General features: G+C 60.7%; 20 protein-coding genes. 9 read left to right on the top strand and 11 right to left on the bottom strand.

Features of this window, described 5'->3' with window-relative positions:
- Positions 1–2 precede the first annotated feature (2 nt).
- The 5 genes from M3465_RS14890 to M3465_RS14870 all read right to left on the bottom strand — a co-directional run bounded on the left by M3465_RS14890 (position 3) and on the right by M3465_RS14870 (position 3,157).
- On the bottom strand, positions 3–839 hold the full coding sequence (locus M3465_RS14890; RefSeq protein ID WP_249502565.1) for an ATP-binding protein: 837 nt from the start codon (positions 837–839) through the stop codon (positions 3–5).
- Positions 836–1,720, bottom strand: a complete 885-nt coding sequence (gene tatC / locus M3465_RS14885; RefSeq protein WP_249502564.1) for a twin-arginine translocase subunit TatC — start codon at positions 1,718–1,720, stop codon at positions 836–838. The genes M3465_RS14890 and tatC overlap by 4 nt, the downstream gene beginning before the upstream one ends.
- Entirely contained in the window at positions 1,717–2,184 is a 468-nt protein-coding gene (tatB, locus tag M3465_RS14880; RefSeq protein ID WP_249502563.1) for a Sec-independent protein translocase protein TatB, read from the bottom strand. Before tatB ends, tatC begins: the two co-directional genes overlap by 4 nt.
- 6 nt (positions 2,185–2,190) lie before the next feature.
- Entirely contained in the window at positions 2,191–2,439 is a 249-nt protein-coding gene (locus tag M3465_RS14875) for a twin-arginine translocase TatA/TatE family subunit (protein ID WP_249502562.1), read from the bottom strand.
- Between the two features lie 466 nt (positions 2,440–2,905).
- Positions 2,906–3,157: an EF-hand domain-containing protein gene (locus tag M3465_RS14870; protein WP_249502561.1), complete on the bottom strand. Its 252-nt coding sequence runs from the start codon at positions 3,155–3,157 to the stop codon at positions 2,906–2,908.
- Positions 3,158–3,382: 225 nt separating this feature from the next.
- On the opposite strand from M3465_RS14870, the gene M3465_RS14865 reads away from it, so the two are divergent.
- The 4 genes from M3465_RS14865 (at position 3,383) to M3465_RS14850 (ending at position 7,467) form a co-directional block, all read left to right on the top strand.
- The gene (locus M3465_RS14865; protein WP_249502560.1) at positions 3,383–3,847 is read left to right on the top strand and encodes an RNA polymerase sigma factor; all 465 of its coding nucleotides are present in this window, start codon (positions 3,383–3,385) and stop codon (positions 3,845–3,847) included.
- A 100-nt stretch (positions 3,848–3,947) separates the two neighbouring features.
- Positions 3,948–5,375 carry a cytochrome c gene (locus M3465_RS14860; protein ID WP_249502559.1) on the top strand — a complete coding sequence of 476 codons (1,428 nt, stop codon included), beginning with the start codon at positions 3,948–3,950 and terminating at the stop codon, positions 5,373–5,375.
- Positions 5,372–6,961 (top strand): flavin monoamine oxidase family protein, encoded by a 1,590-nt coding sequence (locus M3465_RS14855; RefSeq protein ID WP_249502558.1) that lies wholly within the window; start codon positions 5,372–5,374, stop codon positions 6,959–6,961. The genes M3465_RS14860 and M3465_RS14855 overlap by 4 nt, the downstream gene beginning before the upstream one ends.
- 11 nt (positions 6,962–6,972) lie before the next feature.
- A complete protein-coding gene (locus M3465_RS14850) occupies positions 6,973–7,467 on the top strand; it encodes a c-type cytochrome (protein ID WP_249502557.1) in 495 nt (164 codons plus the stop codon).
- Here the strand turns inward: M3465_RS14850 and M3465_RS14845 are convergent.
- Positions 7,464–7,898: a MarR family winged helix-turn-helix transcriptional regulator gene (locus M3465_RS14845; RefSeq protein ID WP_249502556.1), complete on the bottom strand. Its 435-nt coding sequence runs from the start codon at positions 7,896–7,898 to the stop codon at positions 7,464–7,466. The two genes, M3465_RS14850 and M3465_RS14845, sit on opposite strands and share 4 nt — an antisense overlap.
- An 82-nt stretch (positions 7,899–7,980) precedes the next feature.
- Between M3465_RS14845 and M3465_RS14840 the strand changes: the two genes are divergently transcribed.
- Complete coding sequence (locus M3465_RS14840) at positions 7,981–8,433, top strand: hypothetical protein (protein ID WP_249502555.1); 453 nt, start codon at positions 7,981–7,983, stop codon at positions 8,431–8,433.
- Here the strand turns inward: M3465_RS14840 and M3465_RS14835 are convergent, their stop codons facing one another.
- From M3465_RS14835 to M3465_RS14815, 5 genes are all read right to left on the bottom strand, one after another.
- Entirely contained in the window at positions 8,434–8,913 is a 480-nt protein-coding gene (locus M3465_RS14835) for a nucleoside deaminase (protein WP_249502554.1), read from the bottom strand. It abuts the gene before it with no gap.
- A 307-nt stretch (positions 8,914–9,220) separates the two neighbouring features.
- Entirely contained in the window at positions 9,221–10,735 is a 1,515-nt protein-coding gene (locus M3465_RS14830; protein WP_249502553.1) for a TniQ family protein, read from the bottom strand.
- Positions 10,732–11,733, bottom strand: coding sequence for a TniB family NTP-binding protein (locus M3465_RS14825; RefSeq protein ID WP_249502552.1), 1,002 nt, complete (start codon positions 11,731–11,733; stop codon positions 10,732–10,734). The genes M3465_RS14830 and M3465_RS14825 overlap by 4 nt, the downstream gene beginning before the upstream one ends.
- A complete protein-coding gene (locus M3465_RS14820; RefSeq protein WP_249502551.1) occupies positions 11,730–13,880 on the bottom strand; it encodes a TnsB C-terminal domain-containing protein in 2,151 nt (716 codons plus the stop codon). The genes M3465_RS14825 and M3465_RS14820 overlap by 4 nt, the downstream gene beginning before the upstream one ends.
- On the bottom strand, positions 13,877–14,638 hold the full coding sequence (locus tag M3465_RS14815; protein ID WP_249502550.1) for a hypothetical protein: 762 nt from the start codon (positions 14,636–14,638) through the stop codon (positions 13,877–13,879). Before M3465_RS14815 ends, M3465_RS14820 begins: the two co-directional genes overlap by 4 nt.
- A gap of 1,430 nt (positions 14,639–16,068) precedes the next feature.
- On the opposite strand from M3465_RS14815, the gene M3465_RS14810 reads away from it, so the two are divergent.
- The 4 genes from M3465_RS14810 to M3465_RS14795 all read left to right on the top strand — a co-directional run bounded on the left by M3465_RS14810 (position 16,069) and on the right by M3465_RS14795 (position 23,261).
- Positions 16,069–17,100 carry an AAA family ATPase gene (locus M3465_RS14810; protein WP_249502549.1) on the top strand — a complete coding sequence of 344 codons (1,032 nt, stop codon included), beginning with the start codon at positions 16,069–16,071 and terminating at the stop codon, positions 17,098–17,100.
- Between the two features lie 184 nt (positions 17,101–17,284).
- Positions 17,285–18,814, top strand: coding sequence for a type I restriction-modification system subunit M (locus M3465_RS14805; RefSeq protein WP_249502548.1), 1,530 nt, complete (start codon positions 17,285–17,287; stop codon positions 18,812–18,814).
- A complete protein-coding gene (locus M3465_RS14800) occupies positions 18,811–20,118 on the top strand; it encodes a restriction endonuclease subunit S (protein WP_249502547.1) in 1,308 nt (435 codons plus the stop codon). The genes M3465_RS14805 and M3465_RS14800 overlap by 4 nt, the downstream gene beginning before the upstream one ends.
- On the top strand, positions 20,118–23,261 hold the full coding sequence (locus M3465_RS14795; protein ID WP_249502546.1) for a type I restriction endonuclease subunit R: 3,144 nt from the start codon (positions 20,118–20,120) through the stop codon (positions 23,259–23,261). The genes M3465_RS14800 and M3465_RS14795 overlap by 1 nt, the downstream gene beginning before the upstream one ends.
- Positions 23,262–23,307 lie beyond the last annotated feature (46 nt).

The following is a 23,307-nucleotide window of genomic DNA, read 5'->3' as shown; positions in this document are numbered from 1 at the left end:
TGCTAGAGCGCGATGCCGCGACGGCCGGCAAGATCTGTGAAGTATTGCCACGCGACCCGGCCGGACCGGGCGCCGCGGGTGGCCTGCCATTCGATCGCCTCGGCACGCAGGCTCTGATCGTCGATCTTGACGCCATAGGCGTCGCAATAGCCGCGGATCATGGCGAGATACTGATCCTGATCGCAGGGGTGAAAGCCCAGCCACAACCCGAAACGGTCCGAAAGAGAAACCTTTTCCTCGACCGCCTCGGACGGGTTGATCGCCGAGCCGCGCTCGTTCTCGATCATGTCGCGCGGCATCAGGTGCCGGCGGTTCGACGTGGCGTAGAAGATCACATTGTCCGGCCGCCCCTCGACCCCGCCATCCAGAACGGCCTTGAGCGATTTGTAATGCTGGTCGTCATGGCTGAAGCTCAGATCGTCGCAGAAGAGCACGAAGCGGTGCGGCGCACCGCGCAGCAGGTTCAGAAGGCGTCCGACGCTCGGCAGATCCTCGCGCTGCAACTCCACCAGCTTGAGCGGATGCCCCTCGTTCAGGATGGCGGCATGCACTGCCTTGACAAGGCTCGATTTCCCCATGCCCCGCGCGCCCCAGAGCAGCGCGTTGTTGGCCGGCAATCCTTCGGCGAACTGGCGCGTGTTGGCCAGCAGCGTGTCGCGGCTGCGGTCGATGCCGACAAGCAGATCGACCGGAACGCGGCTGATATCGGGCACCGGCACCAGACGATCGGGATCGGTATGCCAGACGAACCCATCCGCCCCGCCAAAATCCGGCGCGGGCGCGGCGGGCGGCGCTAGACGGTCCAGCGCAGCGGCGATCCGTTCCAGCGGGCCGATCACGTCCGCTCGTCCTCCTCGAACTCGCGCATCAGGGGATCGTCCTCGTCCTCATCTTCCATCCAAAGACCCTGCGCGCGCAATTCAGCCTCGCGTTTGCGTTCGACCCGGCGGACGAGGAAAATCGACACCTCGTAAAGCCCGTAGACCACGACGAACAGGATCACCTGGGTGATCACATCAGGCGGTGTGACCAATGCCGCCAGCACGAGAATGGCGACAACGGCATATTTGCGCACCGCGCCGAGCCCATCGGCGCTGACCAGCCCGGCCTTGCCCATGAGGGTCAGCAAAACCGGCAGCTGGAAACAAAGACCGAAGGCGACGATGAACTTGACCGTCAGGTTGAGATATTCCTGCGCCGAGCCCTGAAACACGACCGAAAGCGGCGCGCCGACCTCCGGCGTCAAGGCCTCGCCGCGGTCGCCGAATTGCTGGAACCCGAGAAAGAAGTCATAGGCCAGGGGCGTGACGACATAGAAGGCGAAGGCCGCGCCGAGAAAGAACATGAAGGGCGAGGCGACGAGGAAAGGCAGGAATGCGCCCTTTTCGGATTTGTAGAGCCCCGGCGCCACGAAACGCCACATTTGCAGCCCGATATAGGGAAAGGCCAACATGAACCCGCCCAGAAGCGAAATCTTGATGGCGACGAAGAAACCTTCCTGCGGGCTGATGAAGATCAGGTCGCAATCCTGGCCGCGCGTTGCGAGCACCTGACACAGAGGCGCGGTAAGGAAGTTGAAGATCGGTGTGGCGACGGTGAAGCAGATCACCATGCCGATGATGAAGGCGACGACCGAGTGGATCAGCCGGTTGCGCAGCTCTGCCAGATGTTCGATCAGCGGCGCGGAGCTGTCCTCGATCTCGTCCGGGGTCCGGCTCATGTCTTGTCTTTCGTATCCGGCACGTCGGAGCCGGCGGAGGCTTCGATCTCGGCTTCCATTTCTCCGACCTTGGCGGCCGCTTCGGACGCTTCGCGCGCCTTGCGCTCGGCAGCGGCCTTGGCAGCGGAGAGTTCGATCTTCTTCTTCGCGTCCGCGCGTTCGGCTGACAGTTTGCCGCTATGGCTGTTGGGATCGAGATCGGCCATCGACTTTGCCGCGTTCTTGACCTCGTCCATCGCAGAGGAGACCGGGTTGCTGGCGTTCTTGAAGGTCTTTTGAATGTCCGAAACGCCGGCTTCGTCGGCGGCGTCGTTCATCGCCTGGGTGAACTCGCGCGCCATGCCGCGCGCCTTGCCCATGAACCGACCGAGGCTGCGGAACAGCACCGGAAGATCCTTCGGCCCGACAACGATCAGCGCGACGATGCCGACCACCAGAAGCTCGGTCCAGCCCAGATCGAACATCGGGGTTTACACCTTGTCCTTGTCCGTTTTGGTCGTCGTCTCGGGGGCAGGCGGTGTGACATCGCGGGCGTCGACCGCCTTGCGGTCCTCGTCCTCGTCGTTGTCGTCCTTGCCGCCTTCGCTGACGCCTTTCTTGAAGGCGGTGATGCCCTTGCCCACTTCGCCCATCAGCGACGAGATCTTGCCGCGACCGAACAGCACCAGCACCACGACGGCGATCAGAAGAAGGCCGGGAAGGCCGATATTGTTGAGCATGGCTCTCTCCTTGTAATTCCACGCGCCGCGCGGGGGCGGCCCGTTGCACCCGCTATCTATGTGTTTTGAAGCCTGTCGAAAAGCGCCAAAGCGCCGCGCGGGGGACGAATCACGAAGGTTTTTTTCGTGGCACGGCCCGCGCCGCCGGAATTACACGACTGAGCGACGCTTTATGGGCGGGATCATTCCCCGCTTGCACCGGTCAGTTCTTTGGCGAAACAGACCCAGCGCAGACCCATCTGCGGGGCGTCGTTTTGCGTGGAGGGGCGAATATCGATCATCGATCCCGGACCGCCGATCCCAGCAGCGTGAGAGCGGCCTATCGGAACCGGAGCCGCGTGTCGATCGCGCGCGCATCGCGCCAACGCGAACAAGCCCCGCATCCGGTCAGGGAAACGAGGCGTGAAGCGAAATGCGCGGCCCCGACGAAGGGCGCCATGACGGGGCCGCGCGAGAGGGTCGTGCCTTATCCGTCGGAGGCCGGGAGGAGGCCTTCGCTCTGGGCCGCCGCCAGTTCATCCTGGTTGAGCATGCCATCGCCATCGGCATCCGCAGCGGCGAAGGTGTCGGCGGTCATTTCAGGCATGACCGCCTGAACCTCTTCCAGCGACAACATTCCGTCTGCGTTGGCATCCGCCGCCGTGTAGTCTGCAGCCATCGCTGCGACCGGAAGGGCGACGAGGGATGCGGCAAACAGGCGTGTCAGTGTCGTGTTCATGGGTCTCTCCATTTTAACTGCGTTACGAAGCACCGCGCTTCCGGCGGCCTTCACGAGGTATGAGGCGAGAAAGCCGCCCCGCATCCCCGCACCGCTCCGGGCGGCGCCGTTCTGCCCAAAATCGCCCCATGCTTGCGCGAAGCCCCGCCTGAAAAGAGCCGCGATCCGCCATCGGCGGAAACCCCCCGTCTGGCGGGATTTTTTACCGCTGTCATATCTGAGGGCATGGATACGCAAGATCATACACGCCTGCTCGCCCGCGCCCGTCGCCTGACGCGCAGCCCGCAGGATGCCGAGGATCTTTGCCACGAGGTTTATCTGGCGGTTCTCGAACGCGAAAAGGCCGGCGGGCGGATCGACCGCCCCCTGCCCTACATGATGACCGCGCTGCGCCATGCGGCGCAGGCCCGCGCGCGGGCCTCCGCCCGCGAGGCGCCACTCGGTGAGGAGGACGGACCGCAGGTCGAGGATGCGGCGCTGTCCTGTCTTTGCTCCGAAGTGCTGGCCCATGTGGAGCGGCTGTCGCTGACCGACCGCACCTTGCTGCGCCGGGTCGCCATAGACGGGCTGACACCGTCCGAGCTGGCGGCGGAGTTGAAGCTGCCGGTCGGCACGGTAATGTCGCGGCTCGCGCGGGCGCGGGTTCGGCTGCGCGCGGCGCTTGGGATCGAGACGCTGTTCGCCTCCTGATCGAAGGGAGATCGGCGAACAACGCTTGGAACTTGCACGCGCCCGGCGCCGTTGACCTGGCAGATCGACATTCGAGCTGCCAGCAATCGGAACCGCCGCCATGACGATATTCAGAACCTCCGCCCGCGTCTGTCTCTCCGCAATAAGCGCAGCATGTCTGGCCGCGCCCCTTGCGGCGCAGGAGGCGGACAGCGATCTGGTGGAGGCCGGTCGCTACGTGGCGCGCACGGCCGATTGCCAATCCTGTCATATCGGACCTGATGGCACGCCCTATGCAGGCGGCAAATTCATCGAAACGCCGCTGGGCGATATCATGGCGACCAATATCACCCCGTCGCGGAATTACGGGATCGGGGGGTATTCCGAAGACGATCTGAAGGCGGTTCTGCGCGAAGGCAAGGCGCCGGATCGCAGACTTTATCCGGCGATGCCCTACCCGTCCTATCACGGCATGACGGACGAGGACATCACCGCGCTTTATGCCTATCTGCGCACGGTCGAGCCCGTGGAGCGCGCGCCCGAAGGCGAAACGGACCTGCCGTTCCCGTTCAACATCCGAACGCTGATGGTGTTCTACAACGCGCTTGCCATCGAGGATACACCGCCCGCCGAGGATCTGGACGCGGAGATCGCGCGAGGGCAATACCTTGTCGATCATCCGGGCCATTGCGGCACCTGTCACACGCCGCGCAATTCGCTGATGATGGCCGATGAGGACCGTTACCTCGCCGGGACCATGGTTCAGGGCTGGCTTGCGCCCAACCTGACTTCGGATCCCGTTTCGGGGCTGGGCAGATGGCAGGCCGAGGATATCGCCGAATACCTCAAGACCGGACGCGCAATGGGCGCGGCGCAAGCCGCCGGCCCAATGTCGGAGGTGGTGCATTTCAGCACCCGCCACATGAACGAAGCCGACCTGATGGCGATGGCGCGCTACCTGAAAACGGTGCCGGCGATTGCTTCTGACGAGCAGACCCGCCCGGTCGTCGCCGAATATCCCCCCGCGCCGGTTCCCATGCATGAATACGGATCCATCAGAAAAAGCCTTGGCGAGGCTTTGACCCGAACCGATCTGGCCGGGGATGAAGCGCTCTACCTGACGCATTGCGCGTCGTGCCACGGGGTTAACGGCGAAGGCCAGGCCGCCGCCTATTACCCCACGCTACGCGGCAACGGCGATCTGCGCCGGGACAACGCGGCCAACCTCGTGAACGTCATCGCGCATGGTGTGGAATACGCCGCGCCCTACCGCGCGCCGCCCATGCCGGGGTTCGAGGACGATTTGACGAATGACGAAATCGCACAGATCGCCAACTATGTGCGGATCGAGTTCGGGGATTTCACCACGTCGGCGCTGGACGCGGCGGATGTGAACGCGATCCTCAATCCCGATCCCGAACTGCCGTTCCTTCTGAAATACGCCAACTGGTTCGCCTGGGCGGGGATCATCGCCGTGCTGGCGCTTCTCGGGCTGATCGGCTGGGCGATATGGCGGCGGACACAACAACCGGCGGAGGGTCGAACATGAGTATTACAATGCCCACGCGGCGCCAGCTTCTGAGCATGATCGGCCATGCCGCCGGCACGACGGCGATGTATCAGGCCATGACCTCGATGGGCTTCGCCGCAACTTCGGATTACAGCGGCCCGATCGAACTGGCCGGATCGCAGGGCGGCACCAAGGTGTTGATCCTCGGGGCGGGGCTTGCCGGGCTGACGGCGGCCTATGAGCTGCGCAAGGCTGGCTACGACGTGAAAGTGCTGGAATACCAGAACCGCGGCGGCGGACGCAGCTGGACAATCTCGGGCGGCGACAGCTTCACCGAGCTTGGCGGGCATGACGTCGATTGCACATTCGAGAAGGGCTATCTCAACCCCGGCCCGTGGCGCCTTCCGATCCATCATTATGCGGTGTTCGATTACTGCCGAAAGTTCAACGTGCCGCTTCAGCCCTTCATCATGAAGAACAACAAGGCGTATCTGCACAATAGTCAGGCCTACGGGGGCAAGCCGCAACGGATCGGCGATGTGGAAACCGATATTCGCGGCTACACGTCCGAGCTTCTGGCCAAGTCCGTCCAGCAAGGCGCGCTCGATGAACAGGTGAGCGCGGAAGATCAGGAAAAGCTGCTTGAAGGCCTCAAGGGCTGGGGCGTGCTCGACAAGAATTATCGCTATGTCACGAGCGAAGCCGTGGGTGAGCATCGCGGCTGGGACGTGCTGCCCGGCGGCGGGCTCATGCCCAAGGCCGAGCCCTCCACCCCGCTCGATTTCGGCCCCCTGCTGAATTCAGGACTTTGGGAGCAGCTTTACGTCTTCAACGAATATGTCCACGCTCCGGCGATGTTCGAGCCCGTCGGCGGCATGGGCAGGATCGGAGACGCCTTCACCGAACAGACCCGCGATTTGATCCGGTTCAACGCACGTGTGTCGAAGATCGAACAGAACGAAGGCCAGGTGACCGTGCATTACGAGGACCGCGAGGGCGGCGGCGAGGTGATGCAGGAAACGGCGGATTACTGTATCTGCACGATCCCGCTTTCCATTCTCGCGCAGCTTGAAATCGACGTTTCGGACGAGATGAAACGCGCCATCGCCTCGGTGCCTTACGCGTCGGCCTTCAAGGTGGCGCTCGAATTCAAGCGGCGGTTCTGGGAGCAGGATGAATGGATCGTAGGCGGCATCTCCTACACCGACCTGCCGATCAAACAGATCGCTTACCCGTCATACGATCTTTTCGAGGACGGCCCCGGCGTCGTTCAGGCCGCCTACGACACCTATCCGACGAAGAACTACACTTATACCTGGAACACGCTCACGCCGCAGGAGCGTATCGAGGCCGCACTGGAATTCGGCAGCCGGATCCACCCGCAATATCGCGAGGAATTCATCAGCGGCACGAGCTGCGCGTGGCACCGTATCCCGTGGACGTTGGGATGCTACGGCCAATGGACCGAAGAGCTGCGCGAAGAACATTATGAAACCTTGTGCGAATTCGACGGACGCATCGCACTGGCGGGCGAGCATTGCTCGCATATCCCGGCCTGGCAGGAGGGCGCGATCCTGTCCGGGCTGGACGTGATCCGCCGCCTTGACGCACGGGTGAACGCATGAGGAGGCACGCCATGAAAACCGCGATCGCCGCCTGTTTCGCCATGGCCTTCGCCGCCTCTCTCGCGGCGCAGGATCTGGCCGAAACGGAAGGCTACGAGGTCGAACTGCCATCGCAGGACGTGGCGACCGATAAAGCGCGGCTGCTTGAGGAAAACAGTCCCGAGGACAGTCTGCGCGAGATCATCGACCGGTTCTCGACCCATCCCGATCGCTTCACGCAAACGAGCGGGGAGGCGCTCTACAAAACGAGCTGCATGGGCTGCCATATGCCCGACGGCAGGGGCGCCGAAGGCGCGGGGCACTATCCGCCGCTCGCCGGCAATCCGAAGCTGGTGTCGAAATATTTCATCGTCACCGTTCTGCTGACAGGCTATCACGGGATGCCCCGCTTCGGTGATCAGATGGACGATGCGCAGATCGCCGAGGTCAGCAATTACGTGCGCACGCATTTCGGCAACGACTATTCCGATGCAGTGACGGCGGAAGATGTGAGCGAACTGCGCTAGGCGCGGTCCGCGTGCGATGCGATGATCTTCTGCATCGCGGCGATGAACGTCGCGCGCTCTTGCTCAGTCAGCGCGGCGAGCGCTTCGGCATTCTCCGCCTTCGCGGCCGCAATCGCGGGCGCTTCGAGTTTGCGCGCGCGGTCCGTGAGCCATATTCGCTGCACGCGCCCGTCGCTTTCGTCTTTCGCACGGCGAATGAGCCCGTCGCGTTCCATCCGGGCCAGCGTATTGGCCATCGTCGCCTGTTCGATATCGAGCCGCTGCACGAGATCCTTCTGCGTCAGCCCGTCGTTTTCCCACAATTCCAGAAGCGCGGGAAAATTACCCGTTGTCAGGCCGAGCGGCTTGATCCGCGCGGTCAACCCGCGCGCGAACAGACGCGCCATATGATTTGCGAGGAATCCCGCCGATCGGTCTTTCGAAAAGCTCATGAAGCCGTCCTAGCACTTGCATAGCCCGCTATGCAATGTTAGATAGCTGGCTATACTTAAATCCGTTTCGAAGGAGGCACCCATGACACGGATCATCCACCCCATCGCCGGCGCGCTCGCGCTTTTGACCATCGTGACTTTCTGGCTCTCCACCGCCCTGTCGGAGTTGTTTGCCAGTCAAGCTACGGTCGTGACGGTGAAAACGCTCATCCCCTGGGGTTTTTTCTTGCTCATCCCCGCGCTTGTCGCGGCGGGCGGATCGGGGTTTTCCCTTGCCAAACCGATGCGCGGCCCGCTCATTTCCGACAAGAAGAAGCGTATGCCAATCATCGCCGCAAACGGGCTCCTGATCCTGATTCCCGCGGCGCTCTACCTGTCGTTCAAGGCACAGGCGGGCGTGTTCGATACGGGCTTCTATATCGTTCAGGCCATCGAGTTGATGATCGGCGCGGTCAATATCGTGCTGCTCGGCCTGAACATGCGGGACGGGATGCGCCTGTCGGCAGGGCGCCGCCCTGCCCCGCAACGCTGTTGATCAGCTTTCCGGCCCATGCTTACGCCTGTGCAGGGCGCGCACCCTGTCATCGAAGCCGGAGACCGGGCCGACAACCTCGGTCTTTGGCAGGATGTCTTCGATGGGCCGCGTGTTGACCGGCAGCGGCCCAAGCCCCCATTCGGCACGCCATTCGCCCAGTTGCTTCGACGAGCTGGCATAGACGATCCGTCCAAGCCCCGCCCAGCCATGCGCCGCCGAACACATCGGGCAATGCTCCCCGGAGGTGTAGACGGTCGCCCCCCGCCTCGCATCGTCATCCAGATTTTGCGCTGCCCAGCGGGCCAGTTCGAATTCGGGATGCTGCGTCGGATCGCCCGTCACCGCCCGGTTGCGCGCCTCGCGCAGAACCTCGCCATCCGCACTTACCAGAACCGAGCCGAAAGGCTCGTCCCCGGCCTTCAGGGCCTGTTCGGCCAATTCGATACACCGTTCGAGATGGGCGGTTTGGGCGTCGGTCATGTCTGCGGTCCTTCCGATATGTGAGCTCTGGCAATCAACGATCCGGCCCCCGCCACGGTTTCCCGTCCCGACGCAAAAAGGGGCGCCGCAAAGCGCCCCCTTTCCGTTCACATGTAAACTGTCCCTCCGGGCATAGTTGCTCCGGATTGCAGTATAAATTTCTTATAAATCAATATGTTGGCTTTACCGCCCGATCAAAGGTTGTCCGTATTGGTAGCAAAGGTTGTCCCGAAGACGGGAAAACACTGCGATCCACAAAAAAAATCCGCCGAAGCGGATTAATTTGCAAGGTGTTTTGAAGGTTTTGTCAGGCGGTTTGTTCAACCGAACGAGGAAGGCGCATCCTCAAGGGCTCCAGGTCAGTGAGGATAAATCGAATGCTGCTCACCGCTACACGGCGACCTTCACGAACAGCAGCCAGTCCGCCTGATAGAGTCCGGGCCATCAGGTCTCCGGTGCTGCATCCGGTTCTCTTGGTCGCACTGCTGATATCGATCAGGTCGGGCAGCCCAGCTTGCGCTTCGGGAAGGGCTTCGATCTGTTTCAGAAACGCGTCGATCTCGCGGCGAGCAAATGCCAATTTACCAATTCCGTAGGCGGCGTCAGGCTCGATTACCGCACGAATGACCCCTTCGCGATACAAGCTTTCGGCTTGGGTCCGAGAGCAACCGATCTGCTCGGGCAACCGGTGCAATGATACGCTATCGACGATATCCGCGCAGAGTTGCTCGGCCGCCTCGACCGGAAACACCAGACGGTGCGCGGCCAAGTCCCAGCTTTCATGATCGGCCATACCTGCCTGAACGAGGATCTTTCTCAACCTCTTTTGATGAAGGCGGGTCGCGATCGAAAGGCTGTAGACCGAGTGCAGACGACGGGCCTTCACCCTCTTACCGAGCAAAACCTCGTCGGGTTCGACAACCAGTGTATCCAGAATGTTCTCGCGCAAAAGATCCCGTATCGGCCCGGGATCCGGAATCGGCGAATTGTAAGCAAGCCATTCATACAGACGCCCGTAGACCGCCCTCGGACCGGCTTGCCCTGCCGTCGTCGTTGACATCGCAGCGATCTGCGAAATGGCGTCGTTCACGGCTTCCGCGCCGTTGCGTGCGATGGAAAATCCTGTTTCTCCTGCCTGCCGCCACTCCTCGGGAGACAAGGCCTTGGTGTTGAATTTCAGCCCGTGCGTAAGGGTGGCACCGATCATTTCGCAGGCCTTGACCCCCTGCTCCATCGTCTGACTATCAAGCCATGATCCCGCGTATGTGTGATTGCCGCTTACCCGGTGCGAGATACTCATTTCCAGGGCTGTCGAGACTTGCAGCTCGGGCTCCAACTGGCAACTTTCGCCAACCAAGGCGAACATGTCGAAGATTTCCATGCCCGTCCCAGCAGAGGTCGGGGAGACCAGCCTCTGGTCGTGTATCGGGCATGTCTGCATTGGTCGCAGCCGCCACAGAATACGCTCCTTCATGAGCCAGGATTTCCCTTCCTTTGCATCCTCCTCGATGCACTCCGTGCAAATCACCGATCCTTCGGGACGGAGGAATTCGATGCTAAGGACCTCGCCACGGAACTCCCTGTATCTCGGCCTGAACAGGAACATCCCTTCTTCCAGTTTCCTTGCCGCAACTCCGGTCGCCGCAGCCAGATTCGAAAGCGCGTCCTCCGTTCCAGATGAAAAATCGCGGAGGTTGATGTCGAGATCCGCCAGCAAAGCGCGACGACACCGTCCCGTGTGGAACTGGCTCAGTCGGCGCAGATAAGACTCGGTGGTCTCAGCATCGTCAAAGGGAAGATGTGGGGAGAGATTGCCGATCATGCCATCCACCCCCTGCTTTCGAGACTCTCCTTCAGCCGAGGCCAGTCCTCAGGGTCGAACGGTCCGACATCGGGAAAGCCGCGCTTGAGCTCGAGGCCCTGACGAAAGTCCGCCAACGTCAACTGACCGTCGCCGCGACGAAGCGCGCGCAGGATTGCCGAATGGCAGAACTCGATAGACCGCCCGATGCTTCCGTGGGTCGCAAACTCCAGGCGCCCGACGAAATCAGGGTCCTCAATCGGTGCAATCTTCACGTGCGAGCAACACAGATCGACGAACCGACGCAAGTCTTCGCGCTCCTGATCGGTGCGGATTGGCCCCAGCTGGACGCGAGTAAAACGCTCGCTGGTCTCCCCATCGGTGCGAACCTTCTCGTCCAGCTTATGGATACCCGAGATGATCAGTGCGAGGCTCTTCTCTCCCTGCATAAGGGATTTCAGACGCCGCAGAACGGCGGTCACCTCCTTTGTAATCTCCAGCATGTGGTGGGCCTCGTCGATCCAAAGTATCGAGATATCCCGGACGGCGAACCGCCTGACAGCCATCTCCCACAACTCCATGGTGTTCAATCGCGGGTTGAACTTGTCATATCCGGTTTCAGTAAGAATTTTTGCAGCCACTCCTTTCAGGGTCGCCTCGGCGGGAACGCGAAGGTAAAGCGCGTTTCCGGGTCCGATACCATCCGTCAGGCCGATACCGTCATGTCGTATCAGGTTACGACGGATCAAAGCAGTCTTGCCGGCACCGGTCTGGCCGGTAACCAACACTCCGCGCGTTTCCTTCACCAAGCCTATTCTCTGTGGAACGGCGGTCAGCCGACCATTCTTGTCTGTCTCGAGAATTTCTTCGAGTGCGCTCTCGAAGAGCTGATCACGAGGGTTTTTCATATATCTCTCACGCAGCCAAGCGATGCAGGCTGATGGGTCATCGGGATCTACCGGAAGGCTGAGGTGCGAAGCGCCCGGGCCGCTATCGCTGAATTTTGGTTGCTTGGTCATTCCATGATGTCTCCTGGGTCTGAAGGTTTGGACCGATCATCTTGGTCGGTATTATCGCTTTCATGGGTCGCGGCATGTCCATCGAACGGTGTGACCGCCCCATCGAAAAGGTCCGGAGCCGGGGCGAGATCATTCTCGCGGAAGCGCGTATACCGCATGAAATCATCTGTTCGTGCGGCTCGTTGCTTTTCATTGAGCGGGAGGGGAAGCAGTCCTTTCAGTCCGGCAAGCTCTGCCGTGCGCGCGTCTGCGGCCACACGATAATCGTCGCGCACCTCCTGCCCTTGAAGACGCTCGGCTTTACCCTGTTCAATAAGGACAGCAAGGTCGGCATAGGACTTGTCGGCCCATTGATCGTCCTTGGAATGGGCGGTGACCCACTTCCCGTTTGGCAGCAGGACTTCTACGCGACCGATCTTCTGGTGCCACCACCAGACTTCCAACTCACGCTCCGCTTCGTTCAGGAACCACTCAGAAATCTCGGGGGCAATATAGTGGATGCCTTTCACCTCCACTCCCTTCCGCGTCACAAGCCGCTCAAGGCGATCACCGAATGCCCGGCGCAGGCGCGATTCATCGTTCAGAATTACCGGTGGAACTTCGGCGACGGCCCGCTCCCATTCATAAAGGGGAGCACTGCGGCCCAAGGTCTCCGGTTTTCGCGTATGATGGACGTCAACGATCCATCGCACGAGCCAATTGAGGAACTCTTCGAGGGTCAGCGTTGCCCGTTTCGCCGGATCGTTTTCGCCCTTGCTGACGACGTCGGAGAATGTTCTGCCGGTGAACTGCTGCAGGAACATCGCGCCAAGCGTCGCAAAGAACCGTTCAATCCACGGCTTGAGAAAGGGCTTGCCAGCCGGCACCGCGAAATTCGTGATGCCGGCCGCTGCCAAACGCGTGTAGATCTCGTCACTCATGTTGACCACCGCGCGGTCCAGAGCCAGTGTCTGGGGGTGCCCATGCATGGGCCACGGGTTTACTGCGCCGACGGCGTCCGCGATCCGCTGCTTATCGCAGTAGATCATCTCAATAGTCTTCACAGTCAGGTTCATCGACCCTTCAGCGGCGATCTGCATCGCGACGATCGCGCCGCTGTAAACATCAATGGCCGCCGAGAGGATCAGCCTTTTCGGCTCTCCGGTCAGGCAAAGCGCGATCTTCTCACTGGGCGTCAGGAGCTTCTCCAAATCCAGCAAACGCATGAATACCATCAGGTCGACGGTATATTCGTCCAGCTCAACTCTCTGAAGGGCCCGTGAAATTTGAAGGCCTTGACCAAGGGTATGAAGGTCACGATATGCAACCTCCATGCCGCGTGTGCGCACCTTGTGGTCCATCGGAGCCATCGACTCGATCAACGACCATATCGCTTGATACCCGGGAACAAGCAGCGTTTCTGCATGAGGATCACATGACGTCAAACGCCTGTTCTCTACGCGGACGCGGGCTCGAACCGAGTCCACGATACTCGCGATGGAGGGTCTTTCTTCTGTCAAGCGCAGCGCGACAACCTCACGCATGATCAACAGCAATTCGTCGCTGAAACGGCTCAGCCTGTTCCCACAGTCACGGTATCGATCAAATGCGCCAGCTGCTCCAAGTTCTTTGAATCTTTTCCACCAAAGGAAGATCGTCTTTCCTGATTTCGGAGGCTGGGAAAAGGATGTAGGCTGCCCTGCTCTAATTGGCTTTCCAGACCGCCTTTTGCGTCTCATCTCATTCGCCAGCCCGACCCTGACAATTTCCGCGATTTTCCTTTCAAAGTCCGCGCGAAAAGGCAGAAGTATCTGTTCTTCAATGAGGGTCTGCGCCGCGGAGATATACGAGCTGCGCCATTGTGCCCGAAGAGTTTCCGCTGGGCGGGGTCCGGCAGCCGCCGCAATCTCGGGCGGTTTGACGCCCAAATTTTCGGGCAACGACACAATCTTCAAGGATCCCCGTGTCAGGGCATCGATGATCTCCTGGCCCGACAACTTGTCCGAAATGGCCGGGATGATCTCACCGGTATCCGGATCGAAGCTCTCCTTCCAGATCAGTTCGCAGACCGAAACCGAAGAACGGTATACCTCCCCGAGACGGTGCCCCATCAGGATTTCCGTGCCCTCAGCCAGTTGCATTGATGTATGGTCCGAATACAGTTTCATGAAGTCGCCTCAACCGGGCGCACGGGCGAGGAAAGCGTCAGCAAACCCGTGTGAAGTGCTTCAAGCTTCTGAAACCGCACCATACGGATCACGCCGTGGAAACCCTCACAACCCAGTCCGGCCATCGCGAGAAACCCACTGATGGTGGTCGGATCGACGAGTTCTTGCGCGGCCGCCGCAAGCTGCCGGTCAATAATCGGCTGCGCGAAGCGAGAGGCGTGATACTGCTCAGCCCGGACGAGCATGTCCCGTTCGATGATCTTCTCGGTCGCGATGACGACTCGATGCGCGATGTGAGGAATGGCGGCGTGCGCGACCCGCGCAGCTTCATCCAGAAAGCCGGCACGGATTGCCCTGTCCGACCTTTTCACAAGAATGGCGGTCCGGCGCCCGGATGCTTCCGTCGCAATGAAATCGATGAAGTGCCGTCCGATTTTTCCGTTCGATTTGACAAACGGAACCTCCACCTGTTCGCAGACGTCGATCACGCCGGGCCTGTAGATGGTCAGAAGGGCGACATCATGCTCCAACTTGCTTTCAAACGCGAGTGTCTGGCCCCGCCCCAGTTCCTCCCCGAAGGTCAGCTCACCTACGACTTGGTTCGAGGTTTTCCGGGCGATCTTACGCATCGCGCGACTCGGCTTTGGAGCCTGGAATGGTCCAGACGCCAAGGCGGTCATCTGATGCACATCCGAATGTTCCGCCATCTGGATCGTGCCCGTCCCGGCGGTGCATTCGTTCTGGACGTTATAGGTCATTTGTTCAGTCCATGGTTTTCGGACCGGCGGCCAAGGCCCCGGTGGTTTTCGTTTGACTGGACTGGAGACTTCGGGTATCAGGACCCAGCAAAAGAAGATCTCTCAGCCAATGTTGAGATACAGAGCCCGGACCCGGCAAGGTCTGGGCTTTTGTGTGTTTGCTACGTCATTCTGGCCCTCCCCTCATCTTGTTCATGGTTCTTGCTGGCGCGAGAAAGAACGCGCCGGAACAAACCGCATTTGATAGGCTTGCTACGAATGTGCAGACACCGTGATTCGAGTCAACACATTGATATTTTTGGTGTTTTTTGATTTTTTCGTAGGCTGCCATTTTTCCGGAATTCAGCACTTCGGGCACGAACCAGCGATGCCTTGTTCCACGGTGAGGACGCGCCGATGCGCCATGCCGAATGTCCGCATGCAATGCTGCATGCGGTTCTGACCGGAGGTCTCCGGCCGAAGGGTTCACTCCGGGCAAATCACCCGTGACGGAACACGTATGGAAAAGCAGATAGAGCACGTGCAAAAGCCCGACGACTGGAAGTGTATCGATGGACCTTTTGCCGTTTTGGCTGCACGGGCCTGGCTCAAGGGGTGGGAGCCTCTGCCGAAATGTCTCGACTCTCCCATATTTTAACTCGGATGATGTCCTATACCCGCCGGGCTCTAATCACGTCCCGGTTTCCTGGAAATGTGCCGTCTCCGATGACACTCGCAGCATAGTAGATCCACGATTTCGAGTCGAATCCGATTCAAAAGAATCGACAAAATTTTTCGATTCCCATTTTTTTCGCTTTCACCATTGAGGATTTTCGTCGCGAGCATCCAGCGTAAATCACCTGAAAGCCACTTCACATCCCCTTTCATGGCGGAACCAACACCGGTTTTTTCTAGATGAAAGAAGGTGAAAACGAATCACTGATCGGCATGGGCTTCGCGTCACGGCCTCACGTGCAGGCACGCTCACCGAATCTTCGGCGGAACCTTCGGCGGGCATCGCACCGAACATGCGTCCGATGCGACCCGCTGCGATGGCGGCCCGCTCCTGCCGAAAGGAAAACCGGTCCGCCTTTCGTTATTATTATCAATGCCTTGATGATCAGACTCTTCAGTTTCGCTTTGACATCTCAGCGACGTTGAGCTAAAGGCCCTCCTGCCATGACACACAGTATCCGGCATATTCAACGCGCTACTCGCGCGATTTGAACCCCTCCCGGGGGCCGGTCACTTCTGTCTTTTTTCTCGAGCAGCACTGACGCCATTCTGGCCGGGTCTCTGCCCGCGGTCTTCCCCGGTATTTCAATTACAGGAGACCATCATGACCCGTATCAGACCCGCAAACCATTCCGTCGCCATCCACTCCGAAGCAGGTGTTCGGACACCACCGGATCGGGGGCGGCATCGCGATGACTAGCTCCTTCAATGATCGCATGCCCGTGCTGCCGTGCATGCTGGACGTGCCACGCCTTGACGACATGGAAGCGCAGTTCCTGGCGTTCTGGACCACGATGCGGCGCAACATCTACGGATACAATCGTAAGTCGATGCTTGACATCTCCATGCAACGTAAAGCCAAGAACCTCGCCGCGGATGCCCACAAGCGTCGCCTCCGCGAAGCAGGCCTGTCATCGGTCAAGACCGAGCTGCGGCCGGCGCTCACCGCTCTGGCACGTGAAGGTGCCAGGTTGTCAGGTCCGGCGACCGCCAATGACGTCCACGTGCTTGCGGCAGCCCTGCATGCCGAAAGTGGCTGGATGCGGGACGTCTCGACGTGGATCATGCAGCAGATGCTCCGGCATGTCGCAGGGGGCGGGCGCGGCTTCGCATTGCCCCCCGTCATCCTCGCCGGTCCGCCCGGCATCGGCAAATCGCACTACGCGCGGAAGCTGGCAGACCTCGCGGGCACCCCTGTCCGGATGATCGATGTTGGCGGCGGGTCGGCCGGATTCCGGATCTCCGGGACCGAGAAGGGCTGGGGAACCGAACAACCCGGCGTTCCGGTCGAGACCATCCTTGCGCGGAAGGTGGCCAATCCGCTGATGATCGTGGACGAGATCGACAAGGCCGGCATCGCACGAAGCACGCGGGGCAGCTCGACCAGTATCGTGACCTCCCTGTTGCAGATGCTGGAGACCGGCACGGCGCGGCATTTCGAATGCCCATTCCACCGGATCGCCTTCGACATGAGCAGGGTTGTTTGGATCATGACCGCCAACGACGTGGACCGCATTCCGGCGCCGCTGCGCGACCGGTCGCGCTTGTTCATCCTGCCGAAGCTGTCGGCGGTCGATGCCATCCGGCATTTCGATCGGCTGACGGCGGATTGCGAGGATGAGGCGGGCCGGGACCGCTGTCGCGTGTTCATCGAGAAGATGTCGCACCGGTCGGAAGGGATCAGCCTGCGCCAGATCGGCATGTTGGCGGATACGCTGAACGTGCCCGCAGCACCGCTCTACCAGTGAATTTGCGCCGGTCCTTTATCGAGGGCCGGTGCAGACCTCCGGGAACGTCCTTCAACACCCCTGATAATCCACAGAAAGCCGCGCCTCCTGCGTTGCCAGACCTCTTACGCCTCCCTAAGATACAACCATAAGATAAGTGACCGCGTTTTACCGGCTTTATCACGTAATTAACCGCGAGGCCGGTATGACGAAAGAAATCGAAAAGACCCTCTTTGCGGCTGCTGACAAGATGCGCGGCAAGATGGATCCGGGCGAATACAAATACGTCGCCCTCGGCCTGCTCTTCCTGCGCTATGTCTCGGCCGCCTATGAGGCCAAGCGCGCGGAGCTGATGGCCGACGATCTGGCCGATGCGGATGATCCCGAGGAATACGCCGCCGAGAACGTGTTCTGGGTGCCGGATACCGCCCGCTGGGATCACCTGGCAGAAAACGCGAAATCCGCCGATATCGGCGTTCAGGTCGACAACGCCATGCGCGAGATCGAGCGGGTCAACGACACGCTCAAGGACGCCTTGCCGAAGGTATATGGGCGCGCCGAACTCAGTCGCGATATCGTGGCGGGCCTGATCGAGCTGTTCACGAACGATTTGGTCCTCGATGGCAGCACCCATGATTTCGACCTGATCGGGCGGGTCTATGAATATTTCATCGGCGAATTCGCCAGCAGCGAGGGCAAGCGCGGCGGCGAGTTCTACACCCCGAAATCCATCGTCTCGGTGCTCGTCGAGATGCTGGAGCCGATTTCGGGCCGGGTCTATGACCCCTGCTGCGGCACCGGCGGATTCTTTGTGCAGTCGGAAAAGTTCATCCATGCGCATCAGGGCCGCGTCGATGACATCACGGTCTACGGTCAGGAAAGCAACCCGACCACCTACAAGCTCGCCCGGATCAACCTTGCCATGCGCCGCATCTTCGGCAACATCGCGTGGAACCACGAGGGCACGCTGGTGCGCGATGCCTTCCCGGATGAGCGGTTCGAATTCATCCTTGCCAATCCGCCCTTCAACGTCTCGGACTGGGAGGGGGAGCGCCTGCGCGAGGATAGCCGCTGGCGTTTCGGCACGCCGCCCGTCGGCAATGCCAACTTTGCCTGGCTGTCGCATATCCACCACCACCTGTCGGCGAACGGGATCGCGGGCGTTGTGCTGGCCAACGGCTCCATGTCGTCGATGCAATCGGGCGAAGGCGATATCCGCCGCGCAATGGTCGAGAATGGCGCGGTCGATGCCATGGTCGCGTTGCCGACGCAGCTGTTCTTCGGCACGCAGATTCCGGCCTGCCTGTGGATCCTGGCCAAGGACAAATCCAACGGCCACGCCGCGGGCCGTGCCTTGCGCGACCGGCGCGGCGAGGTGCTGTTCATCGATGCGCGCAAGATGGGCGCGCTGGTGCCCGGATCGCGCAAGCAAAAGGAACTGTCGGGGGACGAGATCGGCAAGATCGCCGGCACCTACCACGCCTGGCGCGGCGAGCTGGGCGAGGATGCCTATGCCGACGAGCCCGGCTTTTGCGCCTCGGCCTCGGTCGAGGAGATCGCGCGGCACAATTTCGTCCTGACCCCCGGCCGCTATGTCGGCGCGGGCGCGGTCGAGGCGGACGGGGAGGTCTTCGAGGAAAAGTTCACCCGACTGATGGGCGAGCTGCGCGGGCATTTCGCGGAAGGGCGGCGGCTGGAGGCCGAGATCGAGGCGCGACTGGGGGCTTTGGAATGATGGGCAGGCACGTTGTAGCTATTGCGGACATAGCAGATAAAATCGCTATGGGTCCGTTTGGATCGAACATCAAGGTATCCACATTTGTCGAAAACGGTATTCCCATCATCAGCGGGCAGCATCTTCACGGCACACGCCTCGACGAGTCGTCAGGATTTAATTTCATCACTGAAGCGCATGCGCAGAAGTTGCGAAATTCCAACGTCTTTCCTGGAGATATCATTTTCACTCATGCGGGAACAATCGGTCAAGTTGCATTGATTCCCGATGATGCGTCATACAAACGATATGTGATTTCTCAACGGCAATTTTATCTTCGGATTGATCGAGAGAAAGCAAATCCCGCTTTTATTACGCGTTGGTTCCATGCCCCTGTAGGAAAGCATCGTTTGATGGTGCATGCATCTCAGGTGGGGGTCCCTTCTATTTCGCGACCCACATCGAACCTTAAAGAGATCCAGATTGAGCTGCCTTCTCTGGAGGAGCAGAACGCAATCACGGAGGTGCTTGATGTCATCGATGACAAGATCGAGGTGAACCGCAAGACGAGTGCCACGCTGGAGGCGATGGCGCGGGCGCTGTATCACTCGTGGTTCGTGGATTTCGATCCGGTCTGGGCCAAGCTCGAAGGCCGCGCCCCCGCCCACATGGGCCCCGCCACCGCCGCCCTCTTTCCCGATGGCTTCGATGATAACGGGCTGCCGGAGGGATGGACGACCGGGACACTTGCAGATGTTGCAGAAAACCCGAGAACTGGAGTCAAGCCGTCGCATATAGACCCCGAAACACCCTATATCGGGTTGGAACACATGCCAAAGCGTTCGGTCGCCTTGCCTGAATGGGGATATGCGGGTGATGTCGGAAGCCAGAAATCAGGAATGTCGTGTGGCGACTTTCTCTTCGGTAAACTGCGACCGTATTTCCACAAGGTCGGCATTTCTCCAGTCGATGGAATCTGCTCAACGGACATAATCGTGGTTCGTCCCACATCTGGTGAATGGGCTGGGCTTGTTCTGGCAGTAATCTCGTCTGACGCTTTCGTGGAACATACCAATGCTGGGTCATCCGGAACGCGAATGCCCCGAACAAACTGGACCGACATGAGTTCTTTTGAAATTGCGCTGCCGCCTGTGGCCCTTGTTTCGGTATATGAAGATATCACGAAGCCATGGCGAGAACACATCGTCGCAACAATTCACGAAAACCAAACCCTCGCCGCCCTGCGCGACACGCTTCTGCCCCGCCTGATGTCGGGCGAATTGCGCGTGGGCGCGGCCCGTGACCTTGTCGAAGAGGTCGCCTGATGGCCTATGCATCCGAAGCGGATCTGGAACTCTGGACCCTGGGCGAACTGACCGCCCTTGGCTTTACCCACCTTCCCGGTGCGGCCACCGATCCCGACGCCATCCCGTCCCTGCGGCAAAGCTATCGTGACACGCTGCTCTTGCCGCGTCTGACGGATGCCATTCGTCGCCTCAACCCGCATCTGCCCGACAGCGCCGTTCAAACCGCCGTCAACGCCCTGCGCGATACCATCTTTGCCGGCGATCTGATCTCGGAAAACCGCCGCATTCACGAGGCGCTGGTGGGCGGCGTCAAGGTCACATGGGTTGAGAATGGCGAGGAGCGCAGCGATCTGGCCCGCCTGATCGACTGGGACAACGCGCAGAACGACTGGCTGGCCGTCAGCCAGTTCGAGGTGGCGGGCAAATCCCTGCGCCGCCCCGATATCGTGCTGTTCCTGAACGGCCTGCCGGTGGTGGTGATCGAGCTGAAGGGGACGGAATCCGGCACCCTGAAAGGCGCGTTCAACCAGATCGACACCTACAAGGCGCAGATTCCCGACCTGTTCCGCACCAATGCCTTCTCGGTCATCTCCGAAGGGGTGACGGCGCGCTATGGCTCGCTCTCGGCCGATTTCGACCGCTTCATGCGCTGGCGCACGGTGGATGGCGAAACGGTGATCGAGGACACCTCGGCGCTGGCGTTGCAGGTGCTGACGCGGGGCTTGCTGGATCCGGCAAACCTGTTGCAGATGATCCGCTGGTTCACCGTTTTCGAGGACGAGGGGCGCGGCCCGATCAAGAAGATCGCCGGCTATCACCAGTTCCACGCGGTGCGCAAAGGTGTTGCCGCCGTGTTCGCCGCCCGCGGCCGCGATGGGCGCGGCGGAGTGATGTGGCACACGCAAGGATCGGGCAAATCGCTGCTGATGGCGTTTCTCGGCGGTCGGCTGATGCGCGACCCGGGCCTGCAGAACCCGACGCTGGTGATCATCACCGACAGGAACGATCTGGACAACCAGCTGTTTGCGACTTTCTCGCGCTGTGCCGCGCTGTTCGGCGAAAAGCCGGAACAGGCGGAGGGCATCGAGGATCTCAAACGCCTGCTGGATCGCAAGGTCGGCGGCGTGATCTTCGCCACGATCCAGAAATTCCGTCCCGGCAAGGGTGAGGACGACTTTGGTCTGCTCACCGACCGCGACAACGTGATCGTCTTCGCCGACGAGGCCCACCGCTCGCAATATGGGTTCGAGGCCAAGATCGACGCAGAAACCGGCGAGACCCGCTATGGTTTTGCCCACCACCTGCGCGTGGCCTTGCCGAATGCCGTGCATATCGGGTTTACCGGCACGCCGGTGTCCCTGGTCGGCGCCGACACGCAAGGCGTGTTCGGCGATTACATCGACATCTACGACGTGACCCGCGCGGTCGAGGACGGCGCGACCGTGCCCATCTATTACGAGGGCCGGGTCGCGCGGATCACCACAGATCAGGAGATCATGGACCAGATCGACGCCGAGTTCGACGGTATCGTGGATGAGGCCGAAGACAGTGGCTCCGAAATGGACGACCGGTCTGTTGCCGCCCTAAAAAGTCGCTGGAGCCGGGTTGAGGCGCTGGTCGGCGCCGACAACCGGCTGAACACGGTCGTTGCCGATATCCTGAACCATTTCGACGCGCGGCTTGAGGCGATGGATGGCGGCAAGGCCATGATCGTCTGCATGTCCCGCCGGATCTGCACCGAGGTCTACGCCCGCATCGTCGCCGCCCGCCCCGACTGGCATGCGCAGGACGATACCGAGGGCGCGGTAAAGGTCATCATGACCGGATCGGCCCAGGACCCGGCGGCGTTCCAACCGCATATTCGCTCGAAATCGCGGCAAGAGGCCCTGCGCAATCGCTACCGCGACCCGGCCGATCCGCTGAAGCTGGTGATCGTCCGGGATATGTGGCTGACCGGGTTCGATGCGCCCTGTATGCACACGCTTTATGTCGACAAGCCGATGAAGGGCCACGGGCTGATGCAGGCCATCGCCCGCGTCAACCGCGTGTTCCGCGACAAGCCCTCGGGTCTTGTGGTCGATTACATCGGCCTTGCCGCTGACCTGAAGAAAGCGCTGGCGCATTATTCGGCCTCGGATCAGCAGCGCACGGGTGTTGATCAGCGCGAGGCGATCGACGCCCTGATGACGGCACTTGGCGTCATGCGCGACATGTTCCACGGCGTTGACTACATGTCCGCGCTCGATGGCACGCCCCAGGACCGGATCCACATTCTGCCCGTGGCGATCGAGCACGCCCTGACCTTGCCGGTATTCGACAAGGATGGAAAACCCGTAGAGGGTGGCGACCGCACGCTCAGCAAAAAGCGCTTCATGAAGGCGGCCACGCGGCTGATCACCGCGTTCCGCATCGCTTCCGGGAGCGCGGAGGCTGAAAACACCAAGGATGAGGTCAGCTTTTTCGCCGCGGTGCAGGCCGCCATCCGAAAGCTGGATGCGGCGTCGGCCTCCGGTCGCAGCGCCGAAAATACCGAGTTCGCGATCTCGCAACTGATCAACCAGGCGGTCGGTTCGACCGAGGTGATCGACATCCTCAAAGAATGCGGCGTGGACCGCCCTGATATCGGTGTGCTGGACGAGGCGTTCCTGCTCGGTATCCAGAGCATGGAGCAGAAGAACCTCGCCGTGGAAGCGTTGCGCCGTCTTCTGAATGGCGAGATTTCCTCGCGCACCCGGACTAACCTTGCCAAGAAGGACGCCTTTTCCAAGCGGCTGACCGAAGCTATCGCCCGCTATCACAACCGCAGCATCGACGCGCTCCAGGTGATCCAGGAACTGTTGAAGCTGGCGCACGAATTGCGCGAAGAACCGGAAGACGGCCTGTCCCAGGAAGAAGCCGCTTTCTACGATGCGCTGGCGCGCTCCGAAAGCGCGATGGAGCTGATGGGCAACGAAGAACTGCGCGTCATCGCCGCCGAGTTGGTCAACACCGTCCGTGCCAGCGCGTCTGTCGACTGGTGGCGCAAGGACAACGTCCGCACGAAGATTCGCGTCGCAGTAAAGCGGATCCTCAAAAAGCACGGGTTTCCCCCGGACCTGCAGGCCGAGGCGATCAAGCACGTGGTCCAGCAGGCAGAGGCAATGGCGCGGGAGGTGAGTTAGGAGCCCAGAATCGTCCGGCTACGGCATCCGCGCAATACATCGAAAT

It is taken from the genome of Marivita sp. GX14005 (assembly GCF_023370775.1).
In the GTDB taxonomy this organism is placed as follows: domain Bacteria; phylum Pseudomonadota; class Alphaproteobacteria; order Rhodobacterales; family Rhodobacteraceae; genus Marivita.
Note: the sequence above shows the minus strand (reverse complement) of the source record. Positions and strands in the feature narration are given on the sequence as shown.

Coding starts and splice junctions, on each gene's coding strand:
- M3465_RS14860 (WP_249502559.1), top strand. CDS start 3,948: ATGACGATATTCAGAACCTCCGCCCGCGTCTGTCTCTCCGCAATAAGC.
- M3465_RS14815 (WP_249502550.1), bottom strand. CDS start 14,638: ATGACCTATAACGTCCAGAACGAATGCACCGCCGGGACGGGCACGATC.
- M3465_RS14795 (WP_249502546.1), top strand. CDS start 20,118: ATGGCCTATGCATCCGAAGCGGATCTGGAACTCTGGACCCTGGGCGAA.
- M3465_RS14855 (WP_249502558.1), top strand. CDS start 5,372: ATGAGTATTACAATGCCCACGCGGCGCCAGCTTCTGAGCATGATCGGC.
- M3465_RS14805 (WP_249502548.1), top strand. CDS start 17,285: ATGACGAAAGAAATCGAAAAGACCCTCTTTGCGGCTGCTGACAAGATG.
- M3465_RS14845 (WP_249502556.1), bottom strand. CDS start 7,898: ATGAGCTTTTCGAAAGACCGATCGGCGGGATTCCTCGCAAATCATATG.
- M3465_RS14810 (WP_249502549.1), top strand. CDS start 16,069: ATGCCCGTGCTGCCGTGCATGCTGGACGTGCCACGCCTTGACGACATG.
- M3465_RS14835 (WP_249502554.1), bottom strand. CDS start 8,913: ATGACCGACGCCCAAACCGCCCATCTCGAACGGTGTATCGAATTGGCC.
- tatB (WP_249502563.1), bottom strand. CDS start 2,184: ATGTTCGATCTGGGCTGGACCGAGCTTCTGGTGGTCGGCATCGTCGCG.
- M3465_RS14800 (WP_249502547.1), top strand. CDS start 18,811: ATGATGGGCAGGCACGTTGTAGCTATTGCGGACATAGCAGATAAAATC.
- M3465_RS14850 (WP_249502557.1), top strand. CDS start 6,973: ATGAAAACCGCGATCGCCGCCTGTTTCGCCATGGCCTTCGCCGCCTCT.
- M3465_RS14825 (WP_249502552.1), bottom strand. CDS start 11,733: ATGACCAAGCAACCAAAATTCAGCGATAGCGGCCCGGGCGCTTCGCAC.
- M3465_RS14875 (WP_249502562.1), bottom strand. CDS start 2,439: ATGCTCAACAATATCGGCCTTCCCGGCCTTCTTCTGATCGCCGTCGTG.
- M3465_RS14820 (WP_249502551.1), bottom strand. CDS start 13,880: ATGAAACTGTATTCGGACCATACATCAATGCAACTGGCTGAGGGCACG.
- M3465_RS14865 (WP_249502560.1), top strand. CDS start 3,383: ATGGATACGCAAGATCATACACGCCTGCTCGCCCGCGCCCGTCGCCTG.
- M3465_RS14830 (WP_249502553.1), bottom strand. CDS start 10,735: ATGATCGGCAATCTCTCCCCACATCTTCCCTTTGACGATGCTGAGACC.
- tatC (WP_249502564.1), bottom strand. CDS start 1,720: ATGAGCCGGACCCCGGACGAGATCGAGGACAGCTCCGCGCCGCTGATC.
- M3465_RS14840 (WP_249502555.1), top strand. CDS start 7,981: ATGACACGGATCATCCACCCCATCGCCGGCGCGCTCGCGCTTTTGACC.
- M3465_RS14870 (WP_249502561.1), bottom strand. CDS start 3,157: ATGAACACGACACTGACACGCCTGTTTGCCGCATCCCTCGTCGCCCTT.